The organism is Leclercia sp. M50 (genome assembly GCF_037150775.1).
Classification (GTDB): Bacteria; Pseudomonadota; Gammaproteobacteria; order Enterobacterales; family Enterobacteriaceae; genus Enterobacter.
Genome location: NZ_JBBCPK010000061.1, coordinates 13,596 through 28,667, shown reverse-complemented (window position 1 = coordinate 28,667; position 15,072 = coordinate 13,596). Strand labels below are relative to the sequence as shown.

General features: G+C 56.7%; 14 protein-coding genes. 10 read left to right on the top strand and 4 right to left on the bottom strand.

The features are described from left to right. The 3 genes from pspC to pspA all read right to left on the bottom strand — a co-directional run. Positions 1–269 (bottom strand): envelope stress response membrane protein PspC (gene pspC, locus WFM46_RS15415; RefSeq protein WP_336997958.1); only part of this gene is annotated, 269 nt, incomplete at its 3' end. Next, positions 269–493 (bottom strand): envelope stress response membrane protein PspB, encoded by a 225-nt coding sequence (pspB, locus tag WFM46_RS15410; protein ID WP_325940997.1) that lies wholly within the window; start codon positions 491–493, stop codon positions 269–271. The genes pspB and pspC, both read right to left, overlap by 1 nt. A gap of 51 nt (positions 494–544) precedes the next feature. Beyond that, a complete protein-coding gene (pspA, locus tag WFM46_RS15405) occupies positions 545–1,213 on the bottom strand; it encodes a phage shock protein PspA (protein ID WP_156654643.1) in 669 nt (222 codons plus the stop codon). 167 nt (positions 1,214–1,380) lie between these two features. Here pspA and pspF point away from each other — a divergent pair, with 167 nt between their 5' ends. From pspF to pdeR, 10 genes are all read left to right on the top strand, one after another. Next, positions 1,381–2,358, top strand: coding sequence for a phage shock protein operon transcriptional activator (gene pspF / locus WFM46_RS15400; protein ID WP_336997957.1), 978 nt, complete (start codon positions 1,381–1,383; stop codon positions 2,356–2,358). Between the two features lie 88 nt (positions 2,359–2,446). After that, positions 2,447–4,087, top strand: coding sequence for an ABC transporter substrate-binding protein SapA (sapA, locus tag WFM46_RS15395; protein WP_103179868.1), 1,641 nt, complete (start codon positions 2,447–2,449; stop codon positions 4,085–4,087). After that, complete coding sequence (gene sapB, locus WFM46_RS15390; protein WP_103179869.1) at positions 4,084–5,049, top strand: putrescine export ABC transporter permease SapB; 966 nt, start codon at positions 4,084–4,086, stop codon at positions 5,047–5,049. The genes sapA and sapB overlap by 4 nt, the downstream gene beginning before the upstream one ends. Further along, on the top strand, positions 5,036–5,926 hold the full coding sequence (sapC, locus tag WFM46_RS15385) for a putrescine export ABC transporter permease SapC (protein ID WP_103822232.1): 891 nt from the start codon (positions 5,036–5,038) through the stop codon (positions 5,924–5,926). Before sapB ends, sapC begins: the two co-directional genes overlap by 14 nt. Beyond that, positions 5,926–6,918: a putrescine export ABC transporter ATP-binding protein SapD gene (gene sapD / locus WFM46_RS15380; RefSeq protein WP_103179871.1), complete on the top strand. Its 993-nt coding sequence runs from the start codon at positions 5,926–5,928 to the stop codon at positions 6,916–6,918. Before sapC ends, sapD begins: the two co-directional genes overlap by 1 nt. Position 6,919: 1 nt before the next feature. Further along, complete coding sequence (sapF, locus tag WFM46_RS15375; RefSeq protein ID WP_103179872.1) at positions 6,920–7,726, top strand: putrescine export ABC transporter ATP-binding protein SapF; 807 nt, start codon at positions 6,920–6,922, stop codon at positions 7,724–7,726. A 122-nt stretch (positions 7,727–7,848) separates the two neighbouring features. Further along, complete coding sequence (fabI, locus tag WFM46_RS15370; RefSeq protein ID WP_103179873.1) at positions 7,849–8,637, top strand: enoyl-ACP reductase FabI; 789 nt, start codon at positions 7,849–7,851, stop codon at positions 8,635–8,637. 159 nt (positions 8,638–8,796) lie between these two features. Beyond that, positions 8,797–9,789 carry a CMD domain-containing protein gene (locus WFM46_RS15365; protein ID WP_103179874.1) on the top strand — a complete coding sequence of 331 codons (993 nt, stop codon included), beginning with the start codon at positions 8,797–8,799 and terminating at the stop codon, positions 9,787–9,789. Positions 9,790–9,877: 88 nt separating this feature from the next. Then, positions 9,878–11,812 carry an exoribonuclease II gene (locus tag WFM46_RS15360; protein WP_336997956.1) on the top strand — a complete coding sequence of 645 codons (1,935 nt, stop codon included), beginning with the start codon at positions 9,878–9,880 and terminating at the stop codon, positions 11,810–11,812. A gap of 318 nt (positions 11,813–12,130) precedes the next feature. Beyond that, positions 12,131–14,122 carry a cyclic di-GMP phosphodiesterase gene (pdeR, locus tag WFM46_RS15355; protein WP_156654648.1) on the top strand — a complete coding sequence of 664 codons (1,992 nt, stop codon included), beginning with the start codon at positions 12,131–12,133 and terminating at the stop codon, positions 14,120–14,122. On the opposite strand, the gene WFM46_RS15350 is transcribed toward pdeR, so the two are convergent. Then, positions 14,119–14,988, bottom strand: coding sequence for a crotonase/enoyl-CoA hydratase family protein (locus WFM46_RS15350; protein WP_103179876.1), 870 nt, complete (start codon positions 14,986–14,988; stop codon positions 14,119–14,121). The two genes, pdeR and WFM46_RS15350, sit on opposite strands and share 4 nt — an antisense overlap. Between the last annotated feature and the right edge of the window lie 84 nt (positions 14,989–15,072).

Here is a 15,072-nt window from a genome sequence, read left to right as displayed (position 1 = left end):
AGCTCAGCATCCACCGCGTCCAGTAATTCACTGCTGGTGGGGCTATTTTCATCGCCCATCGCGCCGTCCGGCATCGGGTCCAGCACGAAGGACAAAATGATATAGGCCACCAGGGTAATAAACGCCAGACCAAAGAAAATGGAGAGTACCGTTACCACACGCACCAGCTTCACCGGCACGTCGAGGTAGTGCGCCAGTCCGGCGCAGACGCCGCGCACCATCCCCTTCTGGGGGATACGCCACAATTTTTTATTCAGGTTCAGTGCCATTAGCGATCCCTCCAGTTCGGATGTTCTGCGTCCAGGATCGCCTCCAGCGCCTGAATACGTTCGCGCATTTTATTTGCATCCTGAGTTAATTGCGCCAGGCGCTGCTGTTCGCTTTGCGACAGCTCTCCCCTTGCAGAACGGTTACTGTAGTGCAGCCACAACCAGATCGGCAGAACAAACAGCACGAAAATGGTCAGCGGAATGGCAAGAAAAAGCGCGCTCATGTCTACTCCTTGTGTGATGAGTGGCGGCGCCGGCGGGCGCCGCAGTTTTTATTATTGATTGTCTTGTTTCATTTTGGCCTTCAGCGCGGCCAGTTGCTCGCTGATTTCATCATCCGCTTTCAGATCGGCAAACTGCTGATCCAGCGTTTTCTGTTTGCCAAAGCTGTGGCTTTCCGCTTCCGCTTCCATCTGATCGATACGACGCTCAAACGACTCGAAACGGGCCATGGCTTCGTCAATCTTGCCGCTGTCGAGCTGACGGCGCACGTCACGGGACGAGCTTGCCGCCTGGTGACGCAGCGTCAGGGCCTGCTGGCGGGCGCGGGTTTCGCTCAGCTTGTTCTCCAGCTCCGCAATCTCTTTTTTCATGCGGGCAAGGGTTTCATCCACCAGCGTCACCTCCTGATCAAGGGTGGCGACAATATCGGTCAGCTTCTGCTTTTCAATCAGCGCAGAGCGGGCCAGGTCCTCTTTATCTTTGCGCAGCGCCAGTTCCGCTTTTTCCTGCCATTCGGCCTGCTGGGCGGTCGCCTGTTCAATACGGCGGGAAAGCTGCTTTTTCTCAGCCAGCGCGCGGGCGGAGTTAGAGCGCACTTCCACCAGCGTGTCTTCCATCTCCTGAATCATCAGACGAACCAGCTTCTGCGGATCCTCTGCTTTCTCCAGCAGTGAGTTGATGTTGGCGTTCACGATGTCGGCAAAACGAGAAAAAATACCCATAATTGAATCCTCATATTTTCTGTTATCGGGCTGAGCCCTGCTGCATAGTTAATACAATTCCCGTGCCACTTTTATATCTTATTGATTTTAGACGATGTGATTGCTTTTTCGCCCGCTACGCCCTACTCTCACTTAGTGAATTACACCAATAAGTGGTCAATTACGTCATGGTTGAATTTAAAGACACGTTACTCGGGGAAGCCAACAGTTTTCTCGAAGTGCTGGAGCAGGTATCCAGGCTGGCACCGCTGAATAAACCGGTGCTGATTATCGGCGAGCGCGGCACCGGCAAGGAGCTGATTGCCAACCGGCTACACTACCTCTCCGGGCGCTGGGATGGACCGTTTATCTCTCTGAACTGCGCCGCGCTGAACGAGAACCTGCTGGATACGGAACTGTTTGGTCACGAGGCGGGCGCCTTTACCGGGGCGCAGCGTCGCCATCCCGGTCGCTTCGAGCGCGCCGATGGCGGCACGTTGTTTCTTGATGAGCTGGCGACCGCGCCGATGCTGGTGCAGGAAAAATTGCTGCGCGTCATTGAGTATGGCGAGCTGGAGCGCGTGGGCGGTAGCCAGCCTTTACAGGTCAACGTGCGGCTGGTGTGCGCCACTAACGCCAATCTGCCGGAGATGGTCGAGCAGGAGAAGTTTCGCGCCGACCTGCTGGATCGGCTGGCCTTTGATGTCGTCAATCTGCCGCCGCTGCGCGAGCGACGCAGCGATATCATGCTGCTGGCGGAGCAGTTTGCTATTCAGATGTGTCGCGAGCTTGGGCTGCCGCTGTTTCCCGGTTTTAGTCAGCACGCCCGTGAAACGCTGCTGGACTACCGCTGGCCGGGCAATATCCGCGAACTGAAGAATGTGGTGGAGCGCTCCGTCTACCGCCACGGTAGCAGCGAGACCGAGCTGGATGAGATTGTGATCGATCCCTTTCAGCGTCCCGCACAGCCCTCTGTCAGCAAACCGCTTACCACGGGTACACCTACCCTGCCCCTCGATTTGCGTCTGTTCCAGCTGGAGCAGGAGAAGCAGTTGCTGGAGCAGAGCCTGCGCGAGGCACAATTTAATCAGAAACGCGCGGCTGAACTGCTGGGGCTGACCTACCATCAGTTAAGGGCATTGCTCAAAAAGCATCAGATGCGATGACATAATCAGCACTTACCCGCAGACATTTTTACGAAGCAGGTGTAAGTGCGATACACTTTGCAGATCGTCTCTAAAAACCTTAAAAATTATGCGACTGGTTTTCTCGTCCCTGATTGCGCTCGGTCTGTTAAGCAGCCAGGCGTTTGCCGCGCCTGAGCTGGCGGATCGCGCGGATATTCGCGACAGCGGCTTTGTCTACTGCGTAAGTGGGCAGGTCAACACCTTCAACCCGCAAAAGGCGAGCAGCGGCCTGATCGTCGATACCCTCGCCGCCCAGATCTATGACCGCCTGCTGGATGTGGATCCCTATACCTATCGCCTGGTGCCTGAACTGGCCGAGAGCTGGCAAGTGCTGGACAACGGGGCCACATACCGTTTTCGCCTGCGCGACGACGTCAGCTTCCAGACCACGCCGTGGTTTAAGCCTACCCGTAAACTCAATGCGGATGACGTGGTCTTTACCTTCCAGCGCATTTTTAACCGCAACCATCCGTGGCACTACATCAACGGCGGTAATTTCCCCTACTTCGACAGTTTACAGTTTGCCGATACGGTGAAGTCCGTCCGCAAGCTGGATAACCGCACGGTGGAGTTCACCCTGGCGCGGCCAGATGCCTCCTTCCTGTGGCATCTGGCGACGCACTATGCCTCGGTGATGTCCGCGGAATATGCCACTCAGCTCACCCTGAAGGACAAAATGGAGTTGATGGATCGCCAGCCCGTAGGAACCGGACCGTTCCAGGTTGAAGAGTATCGGGCGGGGCAGTACGTGCGCCTGCAACGCCATGAGAAATTCTGGCGCGGCACGCCGCTTATGCCGCAGGTTGTGGTCGATTTAGGCTCCGGCGGTACCGGGCGGCTGTCGAAACTGCTCACCGGCGAATGCGATGTCCTGGCCTGGCCCGCTGCCAGCCAGCTGACTATCCTGCGCGACGACCCGCGTCTGCGCCTGACCCTGCGCCCGGGCATGAATATCGCTTATCTGGCCTTTAACACCAACAAACCGCCGCTGGACAACCCGGCGGTACGCCATGCCCTGGCGCTGGCGATCAATAATCAGCGCTTGATGCAGTCCATTTATTACGGTACCGCAGAAACTGCCGCCTCAATCTTGCCCCGCGCCTCGTGGGCCTACGATAGCGAGGCTAAAATTACCGAATACAACCCGGAAAAATCACGCGAACAGCTCAAAGCGCTGGGGGCAGAAAACCTCACCCTGCAATTGTGGGTGCCTACCAGCTCCCAGGCCTGGAACCCCAGCCCGCTAAAAACCGCGGAGCTGCTCCAGGCTGACCTGGCCCAGGTGGGGGTTAATGTGGTGATTGTTCCGGTAGAAGGCCGTTTTCAGGAGGCGCGCCTGATGGACATGAACCACGACCTCACCCTGTCAGGCTGGGCGACAGACAGTAACGACCCGGACAGTTTCTTCCGTCCGCTCCTGAGCTGCGCGGCCATTGATTCGCAGACCAACTATGCCCACTGGTGCAACCGCGAGTTTGACAGCATTCTGCGCAAGGCGCTGTCGACCCAGCAGCTGGCGGCACGTATCGATGCCTATGATGAAGCGCAGATTATTCTGGCCAAAGAGTTGCCGGTACTGCCGCTGGCCTCATCCCTGCGTCTGCAGGCGTACCGTTACGATATCAAAGGCCTGGTGCTCAGTCCGTTTGGAAATGCGTCGTTTGCGGGCGTCTCCCGCGAGAAACAAGAAGAGGTGAAAAAACCGTGATTATTTTTACCTTACGTCGGTTGCTGTTGCTGCTCATCACCCTCTTCTTTCTCACCTTAGTGGGTTTTAGCCTGAGCTATTTTACCCCGCACGCGCCGCTACAGGGTGCTTCACTGTGGAATGCGTGGTGGTTCTGGTTTGAAGGCGTGCTGCACTGGGACTTTGGCGTCTCCAGCATTAACGGCCAGCCCATCTCCGAGCAACTGAAAGAGGTCTTCCCCGCCACCATGGAGCTCTGCATCCTGGCGTTCGGTTTTGCGCTGATTGTCGGGATCCCGGTCGGGATGCTCGCCGGGATCACCCGCAATAAATGGCAGGACAAGCTGATCAGCGCGATCGCCCTGCTCGGGTTTTCGGTTCCCGTCTTCTGGCTGGCGCTGCTGCTGACGCTCTTTTTCTCGCTGACGCTCGGCTGGCTGCCGGTTTCCGGACGTTTTGACCTGCTTTATGCGGTAAAAACTGTCACCGGATTCGCCATTATTGACGCCTGGCTCTCAGATTCGGTCTGGCGGCATGAGATGATCATCAGCGCCGTGCGCCACATGGTGTTGCCGGTGCTGGCCCTGGCCGTGGCGCCAACCACGGAGGTGATTCGCCTGATGCGCATCAGCACCAGCGAGGTGTTTGACCAGAACTATGTTAAAGCGGCCGCCACACGCGGATTGTCACGGCTGACGATTTTACGTCGCCATGTGCTGCATAATGCGCTGCCGCCGGTGATCCCCCGTCTCGGGCTGCAGTTCTCAACCATGCTGACGCTGGCCATGATCACCGAAATGGTCTTTAGCTGGCCAGGCCTCGGGCGCTGGCTGATTAACGCCATTCGCCAGCAGGATTATGCCGCTATCTCTGCCGGCGTGATGGTGATTGGCGCGCTGGTGATTATTGTGAACGTGTTATCTGATATTTTGGGCGCTATGGCTAACCCACTGAAACATAAGGAATGGTATGCCTTACGATAGCGTATACAGTGAAAAGCGCACGCCCGGTGCGTTACGCACCGTGTGGCGAAATTTCTACGGCGACGCCATGGCGATGATCGGCCTGTACGGCTGCGGCGGCCTGGTGCTGCTGTGCATCCTGGGCTCGTGGTTTGCGCCGTATGGCATCGATCAGCAGTTCCTCGGCTATCAGCTGTTACCGCCATCCTGGTCCCGCTACGGTGAAGTCTCCTTCTTCCTGGGCACCGACGACCTCGGGCGCGATGTGTTAAGCCGTCTGTTGAGCGGCGCCGCGCCGACGGTGGGCGGCGCCTTTGTGGTCACCCTGGCCGCCACGCTGTGCGGCCTGGTACTGGGTATTGTCGCCGGGGCTACTCACGGCCTGCGCTCGGCGGTGATGAACCATATTCTCGATACGCTGCTGTCGATCCCGTCGCTGCTGCTGGCGATCATCGTGGTGGCCTTCGCCGGACCGCATCTGACGCACGCCATGTTCGCTGTCTGGCTGGCGCTACTGCCGCGCATGGTACGTTCGGTCTACAGCCTGGTGCATGATGAGCTGGAAAAAGAGTATGTGGTGGCCGCCCGTCTCGATGGCGCCACCACCATGAATATTCTGTGGTTTGCGGTGCTGCCCAATATCGCCTCGGGCATGGTTACGGAAATTACCCGTGCCCTGTCGATGGCGATCCTGGATATCGCCGCGCTCGGTTTTCTCGATCTGGGCGCGCAATTGCCCTCCCCGGAATGGGGCGCGATGCTGGGCGACGCGCTGGAACTGATCTATGTGGCCCCCTGGACGGTGATGCTGCCGGGTGCTGCAATTATGGTTAGCGTATTACTGGTGAACCTGCTTGGCGACGGGATCCGTCGCGCCATTGTGGCGGGGGTGGAATAATGCCGTTACTGGATATTCGCAATCTGACGATTGAGATTAAAACCGGCGAAGGCTGGGTCAAAGCGGTCGATCGCGTCAGTATTACCCTGAGCGAAGGCGAAATTCGCGGGCTGGTGGGGGAATCGGGCTCAGGCAAAAGCCTGATTGCTAAAGCGATTTGCGGCGTGGCGAAGGATAACTGGCGCGTCACCGCTGACCGTATGCGCTTTGATGATATCGACCTGCTGCGCCTCTCCGTCCGCGAACGACGCAAGCTGGTGGGCCACAACGTGTCGATGATCTTTCAGGAGCCGCAATCCTGTCTCGATCCGTCGGAGCGGGTGGGCAAACAGCTGATGCAGAACATTCCCGCCTGGACCTATAAAGGCCGCTGGTGGCAACGTTTTGGCTGGCGTAAACGCCGGGCTATCGAGCTATTGCACCGGGTGGGGATCAAAGATCACAAAGACGCCATGCGCAGCTTCCCCTATGAGTTGACGGACGGTGAGTGTCAGAAAGTGATGATTGCCATCGCGCTGGCTAACCAGCCGCGCCTGCTGATCGCGGACGAACCGACCAACGCGATGGAGCCGACCACCCAGGCGCAAATCTTCCGCCTGCTGACCCGGCTTAATCAGAACAACAACACCACTATTTTGCTGATCAGCCATGACCTGCAGATGCTGAGTAAATGGGCAGATAAGATTGATGTGATGTACTGCGGCCAGACCGTGGAGACCGCCGGCAGCGAGGATCTGATCACCACGCCGCATCATCCGTATACCCAGGCGCTGATCCGTGCGATACCGGATTTTGGCAGCCCCATGCCGCATAAAAGTCGCCTGAATACCCTGCCGGGGGCTATCCCGCTGCTGGAGCACCTGCCCATTGGCTGTCGCCTGGGTCCGCGCTGTCCCTATGCCCAGCGTAAGTGCATTGAAACGCCGCGCCTGGCTGGGCCGAAGAACCACCTGTTTGCCTGCCATTTTCCGCTGAACATGGAGAAAGAGTGACATGGTCGAAACCCTGCTGGAAGTGCGCAACCTGAGTAAGACCTTTCGCTACCGTACCGGCTTATTCCGCCGACAGACCGTTGAAGCGGTAAAACCGCTGAGCTTTACCCTGCGTGAAAAGCAGACCCTGGCGATCATCGGTGAGAACGGTTCAGGGAAATCGACGCTGGCGAAGATGCTGGCCGGGATGATTGAACCCTCGGACGGTGAGGTCCTGATTGACGACCATCTGCTGAAATTTGGCGATTACTCGTTCCGCAGCCAGCGGATCAGGATGATTTTTCAGGATCCCTCCACCTCGCTGAACCCGCGCCAGCGTATCTCACAGATCCTCGATTTTCCGCTACGGCTCAATACCGATCTGGAACCTGAAGCGCGACGTAAGCAGATCATCGATACCCTGCGCATGGTCGGACTGCTGCCGGATCACGTCAGCTATTATCCGCACATGCTGGCGCCGGGGCAGAAGCAGCGTCTGGGTCTTGCCCGCGCGCTGATCCTGCGCCCGAAAGTGATCATCGCTGACGAAGCGCTGGCCTCGCTGGATATGTCGATGCGTTCACAACTTATCAACCTGATGCTGGAGTTGCAGGAGAAACAGGGTATCTCGTATATCTACGTCACCCAGCATCTGGGGATGATGAAGCACATCAGCGATCAGGTGCTGGTGATGCACGAAGGCTCAGTGGTGGAGCGCGGCAGCACCGCGTCGGTGCTGGCCGCCCCACTTCACGATCTGACCAAACGTTTAATTGCCGGGCATTTCGGCGAAGCCTTAACCGCCGATGCCTGGCGAAAAGATCGCTGACCTGCCCCGTATGGAGTGGTCGGATTAACACTGTACGCGACACATGCTATTATCGCCGCGTTTTAACGACGGTTGTCCAAAAATGACAGCCGCCACAACAATGAATATAAGGATTAAGAGCTATGGGTTTTCTTTCCGGTAAGCGCATTCTGGTCACTGGCCTTGCCAGCAAACTGTCCATCGCATACGGTATCGCACAGGCGATGCATCGCGAAGGTGCTGAGCTGGCATTCACCTACCAGAACGACAAGCTGAAAGGCCGCGTAGAGGAGTTCGCCGCGCAGCTGGGTTCCAGCATTGTTCTGGAATGCGACGTTGCTAAAGATGAAAGCATCGATGGCATGTTCGCCGAGCTGGCAAAAACCTGGCCGAAATTTGACGGTTTCGTTCACTCCATCGGTTTTGCACCAGGCGACCAGCTCGACGGCGACTATGTAAACGCGGTCACCCGTGAAGGCTTCAAAATCGCACACGACATCAGCTCCTACAGCTTTGTGGCGATGGCGAAATCCTGCCGCTCCATGCTTAACCCGGGTGCAGCTCTGCTGACCCTGTCCTATTTGGGCGCTGAGCGCGCTATCCCGAACTACAACGTAATGGGTCTGGCAAAAGCCTCTCTGGAAGCCAACGTGCGCTACATGGCGAACGCAATGGGTCCGGAAGGCGTGCGCGTAAACGGCATCTCTGCCGGTCCAATCCGTACTCTGGCGGCTTCCGGCATCAAAGACTTCCGTAAAATGCTGGCGCATTGCGAAGCGGTTACCCCAATCCGTCGCACCGTGACCATCGAAGATGTGGGTAACTCTGCAGCCTTCCTCTGCTCTGACCTCTCTGCTGGCATCTCCGGCGAAGTGGTTCACGTTGACGGCGGTTTCAGCATCGCTGCAATGAACGAGCTGGAACTCAAATAAGTTCATTACCTTCCCGCTCCGGCGGGAAGGTATCCCCACCGTTTCGCCCGCTTTCCCCGCGTTATTCCGTTCCGCTATTTGTTATCACTTAACAATATTTTTCCGCTTATCCGCCTTCCGCCAGGATATTGATCGCCATTTTGAGATCAAGGAACGCACATGGAACAACGCCGTATTTCTGGCAAAGGCCACTGGTATCATGAGACCCAGTCCAGTAGCAGCCCGACGGAAGTCCTGCCTTTGGTTCCTGAAGCCGCGCATGTCGCCGATCGCTTTTTGCTGAACATCGCGCTACCGGCAACGCTGCTGGCAGCCTGTGAACGCTGGTTAACCCCGGCCCGGGCGCTATGCGACCTTTTTTTCCCGCGCACCGTCACCGTTACCCGGCTGCGCACGCTGAGCGCCTACGATCGTTTCAGCACTGCTCTGACCGTCGCCCAGGTGTGCGGCGTGCAGCGTCTGTGTAATCACTACGCCGCCCTTCTCGCCCCGCTCCCCGGTCCCGACTCCTCCCGTGAAAGCAATCGCCGTCTCGCCCAGATCACCCAGTATGCCCGCCAGCTTGCCAGCTCGCCGGATGTGATCGACAGCAAAGCGCAGCAGGGGCTCGATGAGGTGGGCCTGACGGTGTATGACATCGTGACCATCAATCAGATTATCGGCTTTGTGGGCTTTCAGGCGCGCGTGGTGGCGGTGTTTCAGGCCCTGCTCGGCCACCCGGTGCGCTGGCTGCCGGGGCACCATATCCCGCCTCACGCCCTGCCGGACGATAACGACCTGAACACGTGGCAGCCTGCCATACCCGAGGTTGAGCGTTGTCAGGCCAGCCCACAGCAGCTGGCCTCGCTTGAACGCTGGCAGGACGAGCCGTTATTGCATCCCCTTACGCCGGTGCTCTGTCATGAACCGTTGATCCTCGATCAAACCGGTGAAATTCTCATCAGTGGCATTCACACGGCGTATAAAGACGATGAGGCGGTAAGGCGTGCGGTAGAACAGCTGGCGCGATCGCCGGATCAGTTCAGCGCCGCGCAGTTTACCCCGCTGACAGATGATGGCCAGTCGCCCGTACAGGCCATCAATCTCCTCACCTGGAGCGCTTTTTGCGGCTGGCTGAACCGTCTGAAAATCGCCATTGGCAGAAGCGAATAACCACACTAACGACCGAAAGAGCGCTTGCTGTAGCAGTGAGATTCGCGTAAAACTGTCAGCCGCTCAATGGCTACGAAAATAGATCACTATGCTCCAGGACAACCCGCTGCTAGCGCAGCTTAAACAGCAACTGCATTCCCAGACGCCACGTGCTGAAGGGGTCGTAAAAGCCACGGAAAAAGGCTTTGGCTTCCTAGAAGTCGATGCGCAGAAAAGTTACTTCATTCCGCCTCCGCAGATGAAGAAAGTGATGCACGGCGATCGCATTACGGCCGTGATCCATAGCGAAAAGGATCGTGAATCAGCCGAGCCTGAAGAATTAATTGAACCGTTCCTGACCCGTTTTGTGGGTAAGGTGCTGAGAAAAGATGACCGTCTGTCCATCATTCCGGACCATCCTCTGCTGAAAGACGCCATCCCCTGCCGCGCTGAGCGTGGCGTGACGCATGATTTTAAAGAAGGTGACTGGGCCGTAGCAGAAATGCGCCGTCACCCTCTGAAGGGCGATCGCGGTTTTTATGCCGAACTCACCCAGTTTATCACCTTCGGTGAAGACCATTTCGTACCGTGGTGGGTCACCCTTGCCCGCCATAATCTGGAAAAAGAGGCGCCAGAAGGCGCAGCGACTGACATGCTGGACGAAGGTCTTGAGCGTCGCGATCTGACTGCCCTGAATTTTGTCACCATCGACAGCGCCAGCACCGAAGATATGGACGATGCGCTGTATGTTGAAGAGCAGGCTGACGGTAAACTGCTGCTAACCGTAGCGATTGCCGATCCGACAGCCTGGATCGCGGAAGGTACCCCGCTGGATGACGCGGCGAAAATCCGTGCCTTTACCAACTATCTGCCAGGCTTCAACATCCCGATGCTGCCGCGCGAGCTGTCGGATAATCTCTGCTCGCTGCGCGCTAACGAAGTGCGCCCGGTACTGGCCTGCCGCATGTCCATAGCTGCCGATGGCACTATCGAAGAGAACATTGAGTTCTTTGCTGCGCTGATCGAGTCTAAAGCCAAGCTGGTGTACGACGAGGTCTCTGACTGGCTGGAAAACAGCGGTAGCTGGCAGCCTGAGAATGAGGCCATTGCCGACCAGATCCGCCTGCTGCACCGTGTCTGTCTGAGCCGTAGCGAATGGCGTAAGACCCATGCGCTGGTCTTTAAGGATCGCCCAGACTACCGTTTCATTCTTGGTGAGAAAGGCGAAGTGCTGGATATCGTGGCGGAGCCGCGTCGCATTGCTAACCGCATCGTTGAAGAGTCGATGATTGCGGCGAACATCTGCGCGGCCCGCGTACTGCGCGACAAACTCGGTTTCGGTATCTATAATGTGCACACCGGGTTTGATCCGGCTAACAGCGAAGCCCTGGCGGCCCTGCTGAAAACCCATGACGTGCATGTGGATCCGCAGGAAGTTCTGACCCTGAATGGCTTCTGCAAGCTGCGCCGTGAACTGGATGCCCAGCCGTCTGGTTTCCTGGATAGCCGCATTCGTCGCTTCCGGTCTTTCGCTGAGATCAGCACCGAACCTGGCCCGCACTTTGGTCTGGGGCTGGAAGCCTACGCCACCTGGACCTCACCGATTCGTAAGTATGGCGATATGATTAACCACCGCCTGCTGAAAGCGATCGTTAAAGGCGAAACCATTGCCCGTCCACAGGACGAAGCCACGGTGCAGATGGCCGAGCGCCGTCGCCTTAACCGCATGGCTGAACGCGACGTCGGTGACTGGCTCTACGCCCGGTTCCTGAAAGACAAAGCCGGAACGGAGACCCGTTTCGCGGCGGAGATCATCGATGTCAGCCGTGGCGGCATGCGTGTGCGTCTGGTGGATAATGGCGCCGTGGCCTTTATTCCTGCGCCGTTCCTGCACGCCGTACGTGACGAGCTGGTCTGCAGCCAGGAAAACGGCACCGTGCAAATCAAGGGCGAAGTGGCCTATAAAGTGACCGAAGTTATCGACGTCACTATTGCTGAAGTGCGCATGGAAACACGCAGCATTATTGCCCGCCCTGCCGTCTGATTATTGAGTGCTTAAAAGTCGGTTCACCTCATTTGAGGGAACCGACTTTTTTTGCGTTAACGTCAAATTCATCATTTTTACTTATCTTTTTCTCCCCTAAATTGCGAAAAGCGATCACACTTATTCATGACAGTCTGGTGAATGCTTTAACGTGTCACCAGAATATTCATTCGCCTGTATCCTTTTTTGCCGATCTCGTTCTAATATAAGAATACTGGGAAAAAACAATAAGTTTAGTTCGGGTTTACCGTTATTTAAGCACGGTAAAACCGACTGAAAATGCACAGTGTGTGCAATTAAGTGCGCCTGGGAGAGAGCATGATTGACGATCTGGAGCAAAATTTGCTGTTTCGTTACATGGGCACCCACAGTCCCTGGTGGCGACTGACGGCGGACAGTAACGCGCTCCATCTTGCGGCCAGCGAAAGCGCCGATACCACGCAGGTTGTGGCGCTGAATGACGAGCAGGCCAACAGCATTCGCCAGATGACGGTTATTACCTCCAGCATTACCATGACGCTCTCCCTCTACGGAACCGAGGTGCCAGTGCACCTGGTGGGACGTAAGATCAATAAAAAAGAGTGGACCGGTACCGCCTCCGCCTGGAACGACACCCCTTCCGTCGCCCGCGATCTGGCGCAGGGGTTATCCTTTGCCGAGCAGGTGGTTTCAGAGGCCAACTCGGTCATCGTTATTCTCGACCGGCACGGCAATATTCAACGCTTCAACCGCCTGAGCGAAGAATATACCGGGATGAAAGAGCACGAGGTTATCGGTCAGAACGTCTTTAAACTGTTTATGAGCCGCAGCGAGGCAGCGGCTTCCCGGCGTAATATCAGCGGTTTTTTTCGGGACGGCAGCTCCTATGAAGTGGAACGCTGGATTAAAACCCGCAAAGGGCAGCGTTTGTTTTTATTCCGTAATAAATTCGTGCACAGCGGCAGCGGAAAAAATGAAATATTCCTTATCTGTTCCGGTACGGATATCACTGAAGAACGCCGTGCCCAGGAACGTCTTCGTGTACTTGCCAATACCGACACCATTACCGGCCTGCCAAACCGCAACGCTATCCACGATCTGATCAGCGAAGCGATTGAAACCCGTGGCGATGGCCAGGTGGGCGTGGTCTATCTTGACCTCGATAATTTCAAAAAAGTGAATGATGCCTACGGGCATATGTTTGGCGATCAGCTGCTGCAGGCGGTGGCGCTGGCTATCCTCAGTTGTCTGGAGGACGGGCAGGTCCTTGCGCGTCTGGGCGGCGACGAGTTTATCGTGCTGGCAACCGGTACGTCACAGGGTGCGCTCGAGGCCATGGCTTCGCGGATCCTCACCCGCCTGCGTCAGCCTTTCCGGATTGGTTTAATTGAAGTCTACACCGGCTGTTCGCTGGGGATCTCCCTCGCGCCGCAGCACGGCACCGATCGGGAAAGCGTGATACGCAACGCCGATACGGCCATGTATACCGCGAAAGAGAACGGACGCGGCAAGTTCTGCGTTTTCTCCCCGGAAATGAATCAGCGCGTATTTGAATATCTGTGGCTGGACACCAATCTGCGCAAGGCGCTGGAGAATGATCAGCTGGTGATCCACTACCAGCCCAAAATTACCTGGCGTGGCGAGGTGAGAACCCTCGAAGCGCTGGTGCGTTGGCAGTCTCCGGAGCGCGGACTGATCCCGCCACTGGAGTTTATCTCCTACGCCGAAGAGTCCGGACTCATCGTTCCATTGGGGCGTTGGGTGATGCTGGATGTGGTTCGTCAGGTTGCCAAATGGCGCGATAAAGGCATCAATTTACGCGTGGCGGTCAACGTTTCGGCCCGCCAGCTGGCAGACCAGACGATTTTCAGCGATCTGAAACAGGCGCTGAAGGATCTCAACTTTGAATATTGCCCCATTGACGTTGAATTGACCGAAAGCTGCCTGATTGAAAACGAAGAGCTGGCGCTGTCGGTGATCCAGCAGTTCAGCCAGCTGGGGGCGCAGATCCACCTTGATGATTTCGGAACCGGTTATTCGTCGCTGTCGCAACTGGCGCGTTTTCCCATCGATGCCATTAAGCTCGACCAGGCATTTGTCCGGGATATCCATAAGCAGTCGGTGTCGCAATCGCTGGTGCGCGCGATCGTTGCAGTCGCTCAGGCGCTGAATTTGCAGGTGATTGCCGAAGGGGTCGAGAGTGCGAAAGAAGACGCCTTTCTGACGAAGAACGGCGTCAATGAACGACAGGGATTTCTGTTTGCTAAGCCCATGCCCGCTGTCGCTTTCGAGCGATGGTTTAAACGTTATCAGTCACGGAATGCGCGCTAGCTGGCTTTACGCAGCCCCGATGCCGTGTGGCGGTCCTGCAACAGCACCAGCCGCTGCATATAGGCCACGTCCTTAGGTTGCAGGCAGAATGCGGCATCTACCCAATCTTCCGTGATGTCCATCAGCTCACTGCGCGGCAGCTGCAATACCCGCTGGCGGGCGCGCAGCATCGCTCTGACGCCATTCATTTTGGGTTGTAACGTGTCGATGAAGGTCCGCGTCGCCACGTAGCCCTGACCGGGTTCGAACAGCACGTCCACCAGACCCTGCTGCTCATACCATTCCGCAGTGTGCGACTCCCCTTTATAGATCAGCTCTTCTGCCAGTTTCATACCAGAGCGGCGGGCAACCAGCGAGTAGCCTCCCATCCCGGGGAACAGGTTAAAGGCGATTTCAGGAAACCCTAAGCGGGCATCCCGTTGCGCCAGTAAAAAGTGGTGCGCCAGCGCCGCTTCAAAGCCACCGCCAAGGGCACTGCCCTCTACCATCGACAGGGTGATCGCCCCGGTATCAAATCCCCGCGATGCGGCGTGGACACAGTCCACACAGGCGCGGGCATAGGCCCGAAGCGCTTCCCGACGCCCGTTCTCAATGCACTCGACAAAGAAGCGTAAATCGCCGCCAGTATTATACATATCGGGCACCAGCGAACCGGTCACCCAGAAATCAACCTCAAACCCGGACTGACGCACCAGCCAGGACAGGTTCATAATCTCCTCTATAAGCGCATGATTGAAGCAGGGACGCGGCTGGGCCCGTAACATCATCCACACGGTACGTCTCTCCTCCTCGTAATAGCCGGCGAGCTGAGTGAATCGTGCAGAATCAGTGAACAGTTTACAGGTTGCCTGATTGATAATTGTCATAGTCTAATTCCTCATAGAAAAAAGCGCCTTGCGCGCAGAGTTAGACTAATCCACTACATAATTCCTACGTATAAAGAAGCATCA